Here is a 15,898-nt window from a genome sequence, read left to right as displayed (position 1 = left end):
ATCCGCAGGTTAGACGAGTGGAGACGAGGGGAATCGAACCCCTAACCCCCGCCTTGCAAAGGCGGTGCTCTGCCAATTGAGCTACGTCCCCGGGATGGCCCCCAGGGGCCTGGTTCAGCGGGTAGGGGTGCTGACCGCCTCCGGGCCGCTGGTGGCTTCGTGCCACAGGTCGGCCTCGTTCTTGCCCGACGAACGCTTGCGGACGGCGGTGATGGCACCGGCCGCGGCGGCGAGCAGCGCCAGCTTCTTCAGCACGCGGAGAACCTCCTCGAGCGTTCGCTCGCCGCGGAGGCGACGTGCGGAGGAACACGGAGCCGACGGGCTCCGGTACACGGGTGGGCCTGGGAGGACTTGAACCTCCGGCCTCATCCTTATCAGGGATGCGCTCTAACCGCCTGAGCTACAGGCCCGTGAACCTCGAAAAGCGTACCTGACCCCCGAGCCCGCCCCGCAGGGGCCCCCGGCCCGTCCGCCGCCCCGTCCCCGCTGCGGCCCGGGCTCCGAGCCCTCCTTCGGGGAAGGCGGGCGGTGCGGCCATCCCGGCCCCTCGTTCCCCGCAGGGCCGGTGGAGCGCCCCGGGACGTCGGGGTGCGCGCCGGACGGGCTCCCCCTCGCGATACCGCAGCCGGACACACGGCCGAGCGCCGAACCGGGTGAGGAGAACGGGGTCCTCGCTCAGTCCCGTTCGGAGAGGGTGACCTCGAGCCCGCCGACCAGGTCGGAGCACAGGTTGTAGATGAACGTCCCGACCGTGCACAGCGCGGTGAGCAGCACGATGTTGATGGCGCCGATGACCGCGGCGCCGCCGAACACCACGCCGGGCGTCAGCAGATCGCCGGTGGACTCCGACCCGGAGGCGCTGCCGATCTGCCCGACCAGGTCGTTGACGGCGTCGAAGACCCCGAGCCCGCCGAGCACCATGTACAGCAGGCCGACCGCGACCATCCAGATGAAGAACAGGGCGATCGAGAGCACCAGCGAGATCTTCAGGGCCGACCACGTGTCGATGTGGCGGAGCTGGAGGCGGGCACGCCGCGGGCCGCGGCTGGACTGCCGCCCCCGGACAGCCTTTGTCGCCGCCGCGGACCCGGTGGCCGGACCGGTCGCGCCGTCCCCGAGGCCCACGGCCCCGCCCGAGCCCTCGGCGGGGCCGGACGACTCGGTCGCGGCCTGGGCCGGCGCCGTCTGCGCCGGAGCCGCACCGGTCTGCGCCGGAGCCGCACCGGTCTGCGCGGGAGGCGCGCCGGTCTGGGCGCCGAGCGGCTGGGGGACCACCGGTGCCGCGCCGGTGCCCGGGGCCTGGACCCGCTGGGCACCTGTCGTCGGGATGGACTGCGTCTTCGAGGCGTTGCCGCCGGCGGGTGCGCCCGCCGGCTGAGCACCGTCCCCGGTCCGGGAGTCGGTGCGCACCGAACCCTGCGTCCGGTCGCTCATACCAGTCTCCCGTTCCGCAGCGGCCATACCGCTCCCTCAGTTCCGGGCTCCGCGACGGCCTTGAGCCGTCGCGGAGCCGCAGTCGCTTCCGTGACTAACTACTCACCCTAGGCCGCGGCCTCGTCGTTGTCCGTCGTACGCGCGATCGCGACGATGCTGACGTCCTCGGGCAAGTTCATGAGCTTGACACCCATCGTGGCGCGGTCCTTGTTGTGCCGGACCCCGTTGACCGGCGTCCGGATGACCCCGCCGCCCGACGTGATGGCGTACAGCTCGTCGCCGAGGGTCACCGCCAGGGCGCCGACGAGGGCCCCCTTGCGGGCCTTCGGGTCGGCGGTGAGCACGCCCTTGCCGCCCCGGCCCTGGTTCGGGTAGTTCTCGATGCCGGTCCGCTTGGCGAACCCGCGCTCGGTGGCGACGAGGACGTCGACCCCCTCCTGGGCGACGATCATCGACAGCAGCCGGTCGTCGTCGGCCAGCGAGATGCCGCGGACGCCCTCGGTGGCCCGGCCCATCGGCCGCAGCGCGGCGTCGTCGGCCGTGAAGCGGATCGACATCGCCTTGCGGGTGACCAGGAGCAGGTCCTGCTCGGGGTTGATCAGCGCCGCGCCGACCAGCTCGTCGCCGTCGCGCAGGTTGATGGCGATGACGCCGCCCTGGCGGGGGGAGTCGAAGTCGGTCAGCCGGGTCTTCTTGACCTGACCCTTCGCCGTGGCCAGGACCAGGTACGGCGCGACCCCGTAGTCCTTGATCTGCATGACCTGGGCGATCTTCTCGTCCGGCTGGAAGGCCAGGATGTTCGCCACGTGCGCACCGCGGGCGGTCCGGTTGGCCTCCGGCAGCTCGTAGGCCTTGGCCCGGTAGACCCGGCCCTTGTTCGTGAAGAACAGGATCCAGTCGTGGGTGGAGCCCACGAAGAAGTGGTCGACGAGGTCGTCCTGCTTCAGCTGCGCACCCATCACGCCCTTGCCGCCCCGGCGCTGCGACCGGTAGAGGTCGCTCTTCGTCCGCTTGGCGTACCCGGTGCGGGTGATGGTGACGACGACCTCCTCCTCGGCGATGAGGTCCTCCATGGAGACGTCGCCCTCGTTGGCCACGAACTGGGTGCGCCGGTCGTCGCCGTACTTCTCGACGATCTCGGCGAGCTCGTCGCGGACGATCTGCCGCTGCCGCTCCGGGGACTCGAGGATCGCCTGCAGATCGGCGATCCGGGCCTCGATCTCGGCCAGCTCGTCGAGGATCCGCTGCCGCTCGAGCGCGGCGAGCCGGCGCAGCTGCAGGTCCAGGATCGAGACGGCCTGGATCTCGTCGACGTCGAGCAGCTCCATCAGGCCGGTACGCGCGGCGTCGGCCGACTCGCTCCTCCGGATGAGGGCGATGACGGCGTCGAGCTGGTCGAGCGCCTTCGCGTAACCGCGCAGGATGTGCGCCCGCTCCTCGGCCTTGCGCAGCCGGTAGCGGGTCCGCCGCTGGATGACCTCGATCTGGTGCAGGACCCAGTTGCGCACCAGCTCGTCGAGGCGCAGCGTCCGCGGGACGCCGTCGACGATGGAGAGCATGTTGCAGCCGAACGACGTCTGCAGCTGGGTGTGCTTGTAGAGGTTGTTCAGCACGACCTTGGCGACAGCGTCGCGGCGCAGTGTGATGACCAGCCGGCGGCCGACGCGGTCGCTGGACTCGTCGGCGATCTCGCTGATGCCCTGCAGCCGGCCCTCGCGGACACCCTCGGCGATCGCCTCGGCGAGGTTGTCGGGGTTGACCTGGTAGGGCAGCTCGGTGACGACGAGCTGCACCCGCCCGCGGCTGTCCTCCTCGACGGTGACGACGGCGCGCATGCGCACCGACCCGCGGCCGGTGCGGTACGCGTCCTCGATGCCCTCACGGCCGACGATCAGGCCGTGGGTGGGGAAGTCGGGGCCCTTGATCCGCTCCATGCAGGCGGTGAGGGCCTCCTCGGCCTCCGCCTCCGGGTGGTCGAGCATCCAGAAGACGGCCTGGGCCACCTCGCGCAGGTTGTGCGGCGGCATGTTGGTGGCCATGCCGACCGCGATCCCGGCGGAGCCGTTGATGAGCAGGTTCGGGATCCGCGCGGGCAGGACGACGGGCTCCTCGGTGCGGCCGTCGTAGTTGCCCTGGAAGTCGACGGTCTCCTCGTCGATGCCGGCCAGCATCTCCATGGCCAGCGGCGTGAGCCGGCACTCGGTGTAGCGCATGGCGGCCGCCGGGTCGTTGCCCGGGGAGCCGAAGTTGCCCTGCCCGTCGATCAGCGGGTAGCGCATGGACCAGGGCTGGGCCAGCCGCACGAGGGCGTCGTAGATCGCCGAGTCACCGTGGGGGTGGTAGTTGCCCATCACCTCGGCGACCGGGCGGGCGCACTTGACGTACCCGCGGTCGGGGCGGAAGCCCTGGTCGTACATGGCGAACAGCACGCGCCGGTGCACCGGCTTGAGGCCGTCCCGTACCTCGGGCAGCGCACGCCCGACGATCACGCTCATCGCGTAGTCGATGTAGCTGCGCTGCATCTCCTGCTGGAGGTCGACCGCTTCGACGCGGTCGCGGAATGGGGTCTCCGTCACGGTTCAGGTCTCCACAGGTCGGTGCACAGAGGTGGATGGATCCGCCGGCCGGGAGCTGCGAGTGGCCGGCGCATTCATCCACCTTCCGCCGGAGGCGGCGTTCGGATTGGCTTGTCGGTACAGCGGAGCTGTTCGTCTCCGTCACCGGAGGTGGGTCAGACGTCGAGGAAGCGGACGTCCTTGGCGTTGCGGGTGATGAAGCTGCGCCGGGCCTCGACGTCCTCGCCCATGAGCACGCTGAAGATCTCGTCGGCTGCGGCGGCATCCTCGAGGGTGACCTGCCGGAGGATGCGGGTCTCCGGGTTCATCGTGGTCTCCCAGAGCTCGCTGGCGTTCATCTCGCCGAGCCCCTTGAACCGCTGGATCATCTCGTCCTTGATCTTGCGGCCGGCCTCGACGCCGGCCTTCACGACCGCGTCGCGCTCCTTGTCGCTGTAGGCGTACTCGTCGCCGACCTTGCCGCCCCACTTGATCTTGTAGAGCGGCGGCTTGGCCAGGTACACGTACTGGCCCTCGACGAGCGGGCGCATGAACCGGAACAGCAGGGTCAGCAGCAGGGTGCTGATGTGCTGGCCGTCGACGTCGGCGTCGGCCATCAGGACGATCTTGTGGTACCGGAGCTTCGAGATGTCGAACTCGTCGTGGATGCCGGTGCCGAAGGCGGTGATCATCGACTGGACCTCGGTGTTCTTCAGCACCCGGTCGATGCGCGCCTTCTCGACGTTGATGATCTTGCCGCGGATGGGCAGGATCGCCTGGTACATCGAGTCGCGGCCGGACTTCGCCGAGCCGCCGGCCGAGTCGCCCTCGACGATGTACACCTCGGAGTTGCGCGGATCGGTGGAGCGGCAGTCGGCCAGCTTGCCGGGCAGGCCGCTGACCGACAGCAGGCTCTTGCGGGCCAGCTTGCGGGCGTCCTGCGCCGCGCGGCGGGCCCGGGCGGCCGAGGCGGCCTTGGTGATGATCACCTTCGCCTCGGCCGGGTTGGCCTCGAACCAGTGGCCGATCTGCTCGTTGCACACCCGCTGGACGAAGCCCTTGACCTCGGTGTTGCCGAGCTTGGTCTTCGTCTGGCCCTCGAACTGCGGGTCGCCGAGCTTCACCGAGACGATCGCCGCCAGACCCTCGCGGATGTCGTCGCCGGTGAGCTTCTCGTCCTTCTCCTTGAGCAGCTTCTTCTCCACCGCGTACCGGTTCACGATGGAGGTCAGCGCCGCACGGAAGCCCTCCTCGTGGGTGCCGCCCTCGTGGGTGTTGATGATGTTCGCGAAGGTGTGCACCGACTCGGAGTAGGCGTCGGACCACTGCATGGCGACGTCCACCGACATCGCGGTGTCGTTCTTCCCCACGCCGTCGGCGGAGAAGCCGATGACCGACTTGTGGATCGCCGTCCTGCGCCGGTTGATGTAGGCGACGTAGTCGACCAGGCCGCCGTCGTACCGGTAGGTGACCTCGGTCGGCTCGAACGCCTCGTCCTCGGCCTCGACCGGGGCGGCCGCCTCGGCCAGCGACTCCTCGCCGATGCCGGTCTCGGCCTTGCCCTGACCGGGGCGCTCGTCGCGCACCACGATGGTCAGGCCCTTGTTCAGGAAGGCCATCTCCTGCAGGCGCCGGCTGATGGTGTCGAACGAGTACGTCGTCGTCTCGAAGATCGTCGGGTCGGCCCAGAAGGTGATCTGGGTGCCGCGCTTCTTCGTCGGGCCGACCTTCTCCAGCGGACGGGGCTTGGCCATGTCGTAGTTCTGGTGCCACTCCGTGCCGTCCCGCCAGATGCGGACGTCGAGCCGGGTGGACAGCGCGTTGACCACGGTGACGCCGACGCCGTGCAGACCACCCGAGACGCCGTAGCTCTTGCCGTCGAACTTGCCGCCCGCGTGCAGGATCGTCAGCACGACCTCGACGGTGGGGCGCTTCTCCACCGGGTGCATGTCCACCGGGATGCCGCGGCCGTTGTCCTCCACCCGGACGCCACCGTCGGCCAGCAGGGTCACCCGCACGGTGTCGCAGTAGCCGGCCAGCGACTCGTCGACCGCGTTGTCCACGACCTCCCACACCATGTGGTGCAGGCCGCGCTCACCGGTCGAGCCGATGTACATACCGGGGCGCTTGCGCACCGCCTCGAGACCCTCGAGGACGGTGATGGAGCTGCCCGAGTAGGCAGACTGGGTCTGGGGTGCTGCGACCACGTGGGGCCTTCCTCTCGAGCAACCGGCGACCTCGGGCCCTGGACTCCGGGCCGGGGGCGGAACGGCGCAGAACGGCGCTCAGCCGGTTGCTGACGGTTTTCGCCTCCCACGATACCGCGACGTCTGACAGGAACAGCGTCGTCCACGCCCTGACGTCGTGTCTGCGCCTCTCCCGAAAGGTCCGCCACCATCGGGGCTGCCCCCTGGGTCGACACGCCGTCGTCGGCCCGATGCGCGGCCCGGAGCCAGCCCGGAGCGCCGGGCGGGCTCGTACCGGGGGAAGCAGACTCGGCCGCATGGCAGCCCCCGACGTCCCCGCGGCCCCCGCTCCCGCGGGCCCCCTGCTCACCTGCCTGGTCACCGGGGCCACCGGGTACGTGGGCGGCCGCCTGGTGCCCGAGCTGCTCGCCGGCGGCCACCGCGTCCGGGTCATGAGCCGCTCGCCGGAGCGGCTGCGGGACCACCCGTGGGCCGGGGACGTGGAGGTCGTGCGGGCCGACGCCGCCGACGCCGCATCGGTCGCCGCGGCCTGCGTCGGGGTCGACGTCGTCTACTACCTGATCCACGCGCTGAGCACGGGCCCCTCCTTCGAGGCGGCCGACCGGCACACCGCGACGGTGATGGCCGGGGCGGTGCGCGACGCAGGGGTCGGCAGGCTCGTCTACCTGGGCGGGCTCGAGCCCGAGGACGAGCAGCTGTCGCCGCACCTGCGCTCGCGGGCGGAGGTCGCGGCGATCCTGCTGGGCTCCGGCATCCCGACGGTCGTGCTGCGGGCGGCGGTGATCATCGGGTCGGGGTCCGCCTCGTTCGAGATGCTCCGCTACCTGACCGAGCGGCTCCCGGTGATGGTCACCCCGCGCTGGGTGCACAGCCGCATCCAACCCATCGCGGTCCGGGACGTCCTGCGCTACCTCGTGGCCTGCGCCGGGCTGCCGGCCGAGGTGCACCGCTGCTTCGACATCGGCGGCCCGGACGTCATGAACTACGCGGAGATGATGCAGCGGTACGCCCGGGTGGCCGGCCTGCCGCGGCGCCGGATCCTGCCGGTGCCGATCTTCACGCCGTCGCTGTCGAGCCACTGGGTCGGCGTCGTCACGCCCGTGCCCGCCGGCATCGCCCGCCCCCTGGTCGAGTCGCTCCGCAACACCGTCGTCTGCGCCGAGCACGAGATCGCGCAGTACGTGCCCGATCCGCCGGAGGGCCTGCTCGGGTTCGACGACGCCGTCCGGCTGGCCGTGCAGCGGGTCCGCGACTCCGCCGTCTCGACCCGCTGGTCGTCGGCATCGGTGCCCGGCGCCCCGTCGGACCCGCTGCCCACCGATCCGGACTGGGCCGGCGGCAGCCTCTACGTCGACGAGCGGGTCCGCTCCACCGCGGCATCGGCGGAGGGGGTGTGGCGGGTGGTCGAGGGGATCGGCGGGGACCGCGGTTGGTACTCGTGGCCGCTGGCCTGGCGGGTGCGCGGCCGGCTCGACCGGGCGGTCGGTGGGGTGGGTCTGCGACGCGGCCGGCGCGATCCCGACCAGCTCTACGTCGGCGACGCCCTGGACTTCTGGCGGGTGGAGGAACGGGAGGTCGGGCAGCTGCTGCGGCTGCGCGCCGAGATGCGGCTGCCCGGGTTGGCCTGGCTGGAGTTCCACGTGGAACACGACGCCGCGACCGGGGGGACGACGCTGCGCCAGCGGGCCACCTCCGCCCCGCGCGGGCTGTCCGGGCACCTGTACTGGTGGACGGTCGCCGTCTTCCACGGGTTCGTCTTCGGCGGGATGCTGCGCGGCGTCGTCCGCGCCGCCGAGCGCAGCGGCTGACCGGGTCCACCCGCTGTCCTGGCCCACCTCGCGTGGTCCTGGCTCAGCGCTCACGGGAGCCAGGACCACGAACGACCAGGTCACCTGATCCTCACCGGTGCGCCGGTGGTCGCGCTCCGTCACGTGCAGGCGCAGCAGCCGGTCGGGAAGGGTCGGCCGGGTCGTGGGAACCACACCCCCGGCCGTCCGCCGGAGAACTCACTGCTGGGCGCTCCGTCCTCTCAGGCGCCGGCGGCCAGGGCGCCGGCGACGGCGGTGAGCAGCCGGGCGTGGTGCTCGAGCAGCTCCGGTCGGTGCCCGTCGGGCCGGATCGCGGCCACGAACCCGGCGGCGGACCAGAACTCGTCGCCGTCGTCGCTGCCGAGCAGCAGGCCGTGCACGGACTGGTCCTGGGCGAGCCGCCGCAGCTGCGGGCTGTCCTCGGCGGCCAGCAGCAGCCAGCGGGAGTCGAAGCTCGGGTCGCCGCTCGGCATCGGCACCATGCCGCCGGTGCCGTGCCGCCAGAACCGGGCCGGGGCGAGCCGGAAACCGGGCACGCTGCCGAGCATCGGGACGGCGGTGACCGCGTACTCGGGGACGACGCGGCGGCGCTCCACGTAGACCACGTCGAACGCCACCAGCTCGAGCCCGTCCGCCCGGCCGCGCAGCACGTTGCCCGCCCGGTGGTCCTTGGTGGCGCGCACCGGCGCGCTCGCGATGAGGTCGGCGAGGACGGCGTCCTCGGGTGCCGTGCCGTCGGACACGGTCCAGCCGCGCTGCACCGCCCAGCCCTGGGCTCCGACGGGGTCGCCCTCGTAGGCGAACACGCGCTCGACGGCGCCGGGCTCCCGCCGACGTCGACCGAACAGGCCGCCCCAGCGGCCGGGTGGGACGGGCGGCTGCGGGCCCGTGACCGGCGGTCCCTGCGGCGGCGGGGCGTCGTGCGGAGCTGGGTCCGGCGGCTGCTGCTGCGCCGGGCGGGACGGCTCGGCGGCGGGCAGGTCCCAGCCCGGCGGCTGCCAGGGTCGGCCGGCCGGCTGCTCGTCCCGGGGCGTCTTCCGCCGGTCGGTGACGTTGGGACGGTCCTCGTCGTCACCGGCTCCGCCGGACCCGAGGTGCGGCGGCTCGCGCCAGCCGCGGCCCTCGTCGTCGTCGAAGCCGTCCCGGTCACCGTCGCGGGGGGTGCTCATCGCTGCATCGTCCTCCCGGCGCCGGCCCGCCGGCCGGGCGCCTCATCCGTAGGTGTCGCGCGGCCCCCGCCCGCGTACCGACCGCGGGCCCTTCTTCCAGCTGGGAGCCGTCGGACCGACAACGCGCAGCCGCGTCACGACGTCCCCGCCGACCTGGGCGCGCAGCTTGCCGAGGATCGACGGCGCGAGCAGGCGCAGCTGCGTCGCCCAGGCCGTGGACTCGGCGATGACCAGGAGCTCCCCCTCGCTCAGGGTCTCCGGCCGGCAGTGGGCGGCGATGTCGGAGCCGACGATCGCGTCCCACCGGCCGAACACCGAGCCGACCAACGTCTGCGACGACCAGTCCTCCGAGCTGACCAGCGAGTCGACCAGGCGACCCAGCGGCTGGGGGTCGTCGGCACCCGGCCGGGGCCCGCTCCAGGCGCGCCGCGGACCGGCGATCCGCCGGCGGGTCGGCCTGGGGCGGGCCGCCGACGCCGCACGGGCCGCCTCGAGGGCGGCGCGGGCGATGTCGCTGGGCCGAGCCGGCCGGTCGTCGCTCACGGCATGCCTCCCTCGCCCACCGGGACCGCATCCTTCACCACGAGCGCCATCCCGCTCCCCACCTCGACGCGTGTCCCCCGCAGCTCCTCGGGGACGTCGTCGACGACCGCCGCGGTGATGAGCGTCTGCTCGGCCGAGCGGGCGACCTCGGAGAGCGCCGCCCGCCGCTCGGCGTCCAGGGTGGCGAACACGTCGTCGAGGATCAGGATCGGGTCCTCGCCGTCCCTGCGCAGCAGCGCGAACGTGGCCAGCTTGAGAGCCAGGGCGAGCGACCACGACTCCCCGTGGCTGGCGAAGCCCTTCGCCGGGGCGGGGCCGAGATGGATCACCATGTCGTCACGGTGCGGCCCCACCAGCGTCATGCCCCGGTCGAGCTCGTCCCCGCGGCGCTCGGCGACCCGGGCCCGCATCGCCTCGGTCAGGTCCGCCACCGAGGGCAGCTCGTCGCCGGCCCGCAGCGCCGCGCCGTCCCCGGCCGGCGGAACGGTCGAGCTGTAGCCGAGCCCGGCGACCGCGGCCCCCTCCCCGGCGACCCGGGCGTAGGCCCCGGCGACGTGCGGCGCCAGGTCGGCGACCAGCCGGAGCCGGGCGTGCAGCAGCTGCCCCCCGAGGTCGGTGAGGTGGCCGTCCCAGACGTCGAGGGTCTCCATCGCCTTGCCACGGGCCAGCCGGGCGGTCTTCAGCAGCGCGTTCCGCTGCTTGAGCACCCGCTCGTAGTCGCTTCGCACCCCCGCCAGCCGTGGCGTGCGGGTGACCAGCAGCTCGTCGAGGAAGCGGCGTCGCTCGGTTGGGTCGCCCCGCACCAGTGAGAGGTCCTCCGGCGCGAACAGCACCGTGCGCACCAGCCCCAGCACCTCCCGCGGGCGGGGCAGGGCGGCCCGGTTGACCCGCACCCGGTTGGCCTTGCCGGGGTTGATCTCGATCTCCACGAGCAGCTCCCGGTCACCCCGGCGCAGGGCCGCGCGGACCACCGCCTGGCTCGCACCGTGGCCGACCAGCGGCGCGTCACCGGAGACCCGGTGGCTGCTCATGGTCGCGAGGTACCCGACCGCCTCGACGAGGTTGGTCTTGCCCTCCCCGTTGCGGCCGACGAACACGGTCGGCCCCGGGGACAGGGCCAGGTCCACCCGGTCCCAGCTGCGGAAGGAGCCGACCTGCAGGTGCCTCAGGTACACGTCAGCCGCCTGGTGAGTTCCTGGAACGGCCCCTGTGCAGGGCCCCGGCGTGAGCCTGCGAGCGGTGGGGGGCACGAGGGTCCTTCTTCACGCGGGGCGCTCGGCCTCCTGCGCCTGCACGGCCCGCACCGCGTGCCCGCCGAACTGGTTGCGCAGCGCGGCGACCGCCTTCATGGTCGGCGAGTCCTCCTGCCGGGAGGAGAAGCGCGCGAACAGCGAGGCCGCGATGGTGGGCACGGGGACGGCGTTCTCGATCGCCTGCTCGACGGTCCAGCGGCCCTCGCCGGAGTCCTCGGCGTAGCCGCTGATCTCCTCGAGCTCCGGGTCCTCGTCCAGCGCCCGGACGAGCAGGTCGAGCAGCCACGAGCGGATGACGGTGCCCTGCGTCCAGGACGCGATGACGCCCGGGACGTCCTCGACGAGGTCGACGGCGGCCAGCAGCTCGTAGCCCTCGCCGTAGGCCTGCATGAGTGCGTACTCGATGCCGTTGTGGACCATCTTGCTGAAGTGGCCCGCACCCACCGGCCCGGCGTGCACGAAGCCGGCGCCGGGCATCTCCTGCCCGGACTCGTCGTGCGGCGCCGGCGGCTTGAGGGCGTCGAAGATCGGCTGCGCCGTGGCGACGTCCTCCTTGGTGCCGCCGACCATCAGGGCGTAGCCGTTCTCCAGGCCCCAGACGCCGCCGGAGACCCCGGCGTCGATGTAGCCGATGCCCTTCTCGCGCATCATGACGTCGTGCACCTGGTCGTCGGTGTACTTCGAGTTGCCGCCGTCGATGACGACGTCGCCTGGGCTCAGCAGCTCGCTCAGCTCCTTGACCGTCGCCTTCGTCGGCTCGCCCGCGGGCACCATCACCCAGACGACGCGGGGCGCCTCGAGCGCCTCGACCAGCGCGGGCAGGCTGTCGACGTCGCGCTTACCGGGGTTGCGGTCGTATCCCACCACCTCGTGCCCGGCGCGGCGCAGCCGCTCGGCCATGTTGCCGCCCATCTTGCCCAGCCCGACCAGACCCAGTTGCACGTCTCGCCCCTTTTCGACCTCGACTGCGTTGCCTGTCATCGTGCTCGCCCCACGGCCTCCTCGCAGAGTGCCGCTGCGAACGTGTACGCGGCGGAGGGCCGGGTGGCCGTCCGCTAGCCCGGGAGACGCACCGGCATGATCAGGTACCGGTAGCTCCCCGCGCGCTCGACCGGCGCCGGCTTGTCGTCGTCGGCCGCCGGCTCCTCGACCCCGGAGAGGACGGCGGGCTTCAACGGGCTGGTGAAGTCCATCCGCGCACGATCGGTGTGCACCGCCGCCAGCCCGTCGAGCAGGAACGTCGGGTTGAAGCCGATGGTCAGCGGCTCCCCGTCGAAGTCGACGTCGCAGCGCTCCTCGGCCTGCCCCTCGTCGTCGCTGCCCCCGGCCCGCAGGGTGACCTGGCCGGAGGTGAACTCGCAGCGCAGCGGGGTGCCCCGCTCGGCCACCAGCGCCACCCGCTTGGCGGCGTCGGTGAACAGGCCGACCGGCAGCGTGGCGTTGGCCAGCGACTCGTTGGGCATGATCGCGCGGTACTTCACGAACTCGGCGTCCAGCAGCCGGGTCGTGGTCTGCCGGTCCTTGCCGGAGAGGCCGAGGATGCCCTCGCCCGAGCTGCCCGAGGACAGCGACAGCGTGATCTCCGGGCCGCTGGTCAGCGTCTTGGCCGCCTCGGCGAGCGTGCGGGCCGGGACGAGCACCGCGGCCGACAGCCCCGGGGTCTCCGGCCGCCAGGCGAACTCGCGCACCGCGAGGCGGTACCGGTCGGTGGCGGCGAGGGTGATCAGGTCGTCCTCGATCTCCAGCCGGACGCCGGTGAGCATGGGGAGCGTGTCGTCCCGGCCCGCGGCGACGGCCACCTGGGCCACGGCCTCGGCGAAGACGTCGCTGTCGACGATCCCCGCCGCCGACGGCATGGAGGGCAGCGACGGGTAGTCCTCGACCGGCAGGGTCGGCAGGCTGAACCGGGCGTTGCTGCAGGTGATGGCCAGGCGCGGGCCCTCGGCGGTGATCTCCACCGGGTGCGGGGGGAGCGCCCGGATGATCTCGGCCAGGAGCCGCCCGGGGACGAGCACCCGGCCGTTCTCGCTGGTCTGGACGTCGACCTCGGAGCGGGCCGACACCTCGTAGTCGAAGCCGGAGACCGACAAGACGTTGCCGTCGGCCTCGAGCAGGATGCCCGCCAGCACCGGCACCGACGGCCGCGGCGGCAGGCTGCGCGCCGTCCAGGCGACGGCGTCGGCGAGCACCTCACGTGCCACCCGGAACTTCATCTCTCGACCCACCCATGTTCGGTCCGCCCCCCGCGGGCCACCGGGAGGGCGGCCGGCACGGCACGGAGCTCGTTGTTCGTTCTGCTGCGGGGCGAGGGCTCCGCTGCGGTGCTCATCGTGCCTGTTGCAGTGCCCCGTGGGGAAACCCCGGTCCCTCGACGGGTGCCGGGAGGTCCTGGTCGCTGCGCTCCGGGCGCCTGCGGAGCGCAGCGTCCCCACCCAGAGTGTGGTTCAAGGATTCCTCGAGACAACTCCCTCATCCTCGTCATCACTGGTGTGGAAGCTGGGGATCGGGCCCCTTCTCGCAGGTCAGCCGCCGATCGGGGGTGTTGGCCGACTGTGGGTGGTCAGCGTCTTCCTGTTGTCGACACGTGGACAGATCGACGGTTGTGCACCGTGACCGGCGGCGGTCCACCTGCTGTCCCCTGCGTCTCCCCGGTCCGTCCCCAGGTGGCGTGCAGCGCGCGGCCGGGATCGCGCCGTGCGCTGCGCCCCCGGCCCGGTCTCGACGGCATCGATGCAGGTCAGCAGCGTGCGGCGGTGATCCGGGCCGTAGCGGTGCAGGTCGCCGCCGGGCCGGCCGCGACGCGGCGTGACGGCGTCGGTCCGACTTTCCCCCAGCTGTGCACATTCCTGGGGACAACTTCTCGACGAGTCGATGCCGGTCGCCGCCGTCCCGCGGCTCATCGTGCGGAGGACCAGCGATTCCGCCGTCCCCAGGGATCCACACAGGTGTGGACAACCACTTGTCGACCGTGCCGGCACCGTGACCGGCAGGCATCCGGACGGTGACCGGATCGGACCCGGAGCGTCACCGCCGGCGGCCGTGCGGCCGGTGTCCGGCAGGGCCGCCGGAGCGCAGGGGATCCGGGGGCCCTGCCGGACACCGGCAGGCTCATACGGAGTCGGGCCGGCGGGTCCGCGCAGGGGTGGGGAGGACGGGGTCCTCCTACTGCCGGGCGCGGCTCTTGATGCGGGCCGTCAGCTCCGTGACCTGCGTGTACGTGGCACGCCGCTCGCTCATCAGGTTGGTGATCTTCTTGACCGCGTGCATGACCGTGGTGTGGTCCTTGCCGCCGAAGGACGCCCCGATGCGCGGCAGGGACAGCTCCGTGAGCTCCCGGCACAGGTACATGGCGATCTGCCGTGCGTTCACCAGCGTGCGGCTGCGGTTGGTGCCCTGCAGCTCCTCCATCGTCACGGAGAAGTACTCCGCCGTGGCCGCCATGATGATGGCGGCGGTGATCTGCGGGCCCTGCTCGTCGCTGATGAGGTCCTTGAGCACCAGCTCGGCCAGCGGCAGGTCGACCTGCTGCTTGTTCAGGCTGGCGAACGCGGTCACGCGGATCAGTGCGCCCTCGAGCTCGCGGATGTTGGTCTGCACCTTGCTGGCGATGAACTCCAGCACCGGGTCGGGGACCTGGAGCCGCTCGCCCCACGCCTTCTTCCGCAGGATGGCGATGCGGGTCTCGAGGTCCGGCGCCTGGACGTCGGTGATCAGCCCCCACTCGAAGCGGGTGCGCAGCCGGTCCTCCAGCGTCGTCAGCTTCTTGGGCGGACGGTCGGAGGTGATCACGATCTGCTTGCTGGCGTTGTGCAGCGTGTTGAAGGTGTGGAAGAACTCTTCCTGCGTGCGCTCGGCCCGCTCGAGGAACTGGATGTCGTCGATCAGCAGGAAGTCGATGTCCCGGAACCGGCGGCGGAACTCCTCGGCCCGTCCGGAGTGCACCAGGTTGATGAACTCGTTGGTGAACTCCTCCGTGCTCACGTAGCGCACCCGGACGTTGGGGAACATCCGCGCCGCGTAGTGGCCGATCGCGTGCAGCAGGTGCGTCTTGCCGAGCCCGGACTCGCCGTAGATGAACAGCGGGTTGTAGGCCCGTGCCGGTGCCTCGGCGACGGCGACGGCCGCGGCGTGGGCGAACCGGTTGCTGTTGCCGATGACGAAACTGTCGAAGACGTACTTGGGGTTCAGGCCCGGGTCGAGGCCGGTGGGGCGACCGGCCTCGGGGCGGCGCGTCCGGGCACCGGACGCCCCGCCGGAGCGGCGTTGCTCACCGGCGGAGGCGTCGACGTCGAACGGCAGCACCTCCGCGCTGCGCTCGTCGTCGGCACCGCCCCAGTCGCGGGCCCCGGCGCCACCGGCCGCGTCGGCGCCCCGGGCCGTGGTGCTCCAGTCCTCCGGCGCGCCGCGGTCCACGGGCGGCCGTTGCGGTCCGTCGGCGGGGTGCAGCTCGCGCACCTCGGGGAAGTCGGCGCGCGCCGGCCGCTCGGCGCTCGCGCCGCGGTCCCAGGGCGCGGCGGTGCCGACGACGTCGGTGCGCACGCCGAACGCGCTGCGCCCGTCGTCGGCCCGGTCGCGGGTGGCCCGGTCCTCCTCCGCCCGCTGCGCCTCGGCGGCGGACCAGGGCCGGCGGACGGGCTCCTCGTCGCGGTGGTCGGCCGACGGTGCCGCAGGGGCGTCCTCGAGCTGGACGGCGACACGGATGTCGCGGCCGAACTGCTCGGACAGCGCCTCGGCGAGCACCCGGCGCATACGCGACTCGAGCACCGTCTGGGTGAACTCGTTGGGTGCGGCGAGGACGGCGGTGTCCTCGACCAGGCCCAGCGGCCGGGTGAGGTTCAGCATCGCGTTCTGCTGCGGGGACAGGCTGGTCGCCAGCCGCTCCCGGATCTGGTCCCAGACCGTGGCCAGGTCCAGCGTGGCATCGGCCAT

At 72.5% G+C, this 15,898-nt stretch carries 11 protein-coding genes and 2 tRNA genes; 1 reads left to right on the top strand and 12 read right to left on the bottom strand.

From position 1 onward, the window contains the following. Positions 1 to 18: 18 nt before the first annotated feature. The 6 genes from ABC795_RS00065 to gyrB all read right to left on the bottom strand — a co-directional run bounded on the left by ABC795_RS00065 (position 19) and on the right by gyrB (position 6,196). Positions 19 to 91, bottom strand: a tRNA-Ala gene (locus ABC795_RS00065). A 23-nt stretch (positions 92 to 114) separates the two neighbouring features. Then, a complete protein-coding gene (locus tag ABC795_RS00060) occupies positions 115 to 255 on the bottom strand; it encodes a DLW-39 family protein (protein ID WP_347058716.1) in 141 nt (46 codons plus the stop codon). Between the two features lie 81 nt (positions 256 to 336). Further along, positions 337 to 410: transfer RNA gene (locus ABC795_RS00055), tRNA-Ile, on the bottom strand. Positions 411 to 675: 265 nt separating this feature from the next. After that, entirely contained in the window at positions 676 to 1,434 is a 759-nt protein-coding gene (locus tag ABC795_RS00050; RefSeq protein ID WP_347058715.1) for a DUF3566 domain-containing protein, read from the bottom strand. A gap of 107 nt (positions 1,435 to 1,541) precedes the next feature. Beyond that, the gene (gyrA, locus tag ABC795_RS00045) at positions 1,542 to 4,010 is read right to left on the bottom strand and encodes a DNA gyrase subunit A (RefSeq protein WP_347058714.1); all 2,469 of its coding nucleotides are present in this window, start codon (positions 4,008 to 4,010) and stop codon (positions 1,542 to 1,544) included. Positions 4,011 to 4,165: 155 nt separating this feature from the next. After that, positions 4,166 to 6,196 (bottom strand): DNA topoisomerase (ATP-hydrolyzing) subunit B, encoded by a 2,031-nt coding sequence (gene gyrB / locus ABC795_RS00040; RefSeq protein ID WP_347058712.1) that lies wholly within the window; start codon positions 6,194 to 6,196, stop codon positions 4,166 to 4,168. 296 nt (positions 6,197 to 6,492) lie between these two features. Here gyrB and ABC795_RS00035 point away from each other — a divergent pair, with 296 nt between their 5' ends. Next, entirely contained in the window at positions 6,493 to 8,004 is a 1,512-nt protein-coding gene (locus tag ABC795_RS00035; protein WP_347058711.1) for an SDR family oxidoreductase, read from the top strand. 221 nt (positions 8,005 to 8,225) lie between these two features. Here the strand turns inward: ABC795_RS00035 and ABC795_RS00030 are convergent, their stop codons facing one another. From ABC795_RS00030 to dnaA, 6 genes are all read right to left on the bottom strand, one after another. Next, complete coding sequence (locus ABC795_RS00030) at positions 8,226 to 9,173, bottom strand: hypothetical protein (RefSeq protein WP_347058710.1); 948 nt, start codon at positions 9,171 to 9,173, stop codon at positions 8,226 to 8,228. 42 nt (positions 9,174 to 9,215) lie between these two features. Further along, positions 9,216 to 9,716 carry a DciA family protein gene (locus ABC795_RS00025; protein WP_347058709.1) on the bottom strand — a complete coding sequence of 167 codons (501 nt, stop codon included), beginning with the start codon at positions 9,714 to 9,716 and terminating at the stop codon, positions 9,216 to 9,218. Beyond that, positions 9,713 to 10,891, bottom strand: coding sequence for a DNA replication/repair protein RecF (gene recF / locus ABC795_RS00020; protein WP_347058708.1), 1,179 nt, complete (start codon positions 10,889 to 10,891; stop codon positions 9,713 to 9,715). Before recF ends, ABC795_RS00025 begins: the two co-directional genes overlap by 4 nt. Positions 10,892 to 10,978: 87 nt before the next feature. Continuing rightward, positions 10,979 to 11,950, bottom strand: a complete 972-nt coding sequence (gnd, locus tag ABC795_RS00015) for a phosphogluconate dehydrogenase (NAD(+)-dependent, decarboxylating) (protein WP_347058707.1) — start codon at positions 11,948 to 11,950, stop codon at positions 10,979 to 10,981. Between the two features lie 74 nt (positions 11,951 to 12,024). Continuing rightward, positions 12,025 to 13,182: a DNA polymerase III subunit beta gene (gene dnaN, locus ABC795_RS00010; protein ID WP_347058706.1), complete on the bottom strand. Its 1,158-nt coding sequence runs from the start codon at positions 13,180 to 13,182 to the stop codon at positions 12,025 to 12,027. 949 nt (positions 13,183 to 14,131) lie between these two features. Then, positions 14,132 to 15,898, bottom strand: coding sequence for a chromosomal replication initiator protein DnaA (dnaA, locus tag ABC795_RS00005; protein WP_347058705.1), 1,767 nt, complete (start codon positions 15,896 to 15,898; stop codon positions 14,132 to 14,134).

It is taken from the genome of Blastococcus sp. HT6-30 (genome assembly GCF_039729015.1).
Taxonomy (GTDB): Bacteria; Actinomycetota; Actinomycetes; order Mycobacteriales; family Geodermatophilaceae; genus Blastococcus.
The sequence above is the reverse complement of the archived record's forward strand: the minus strand, read 5'-3'. Positions and strand labels throughout refer to the sequence as shown.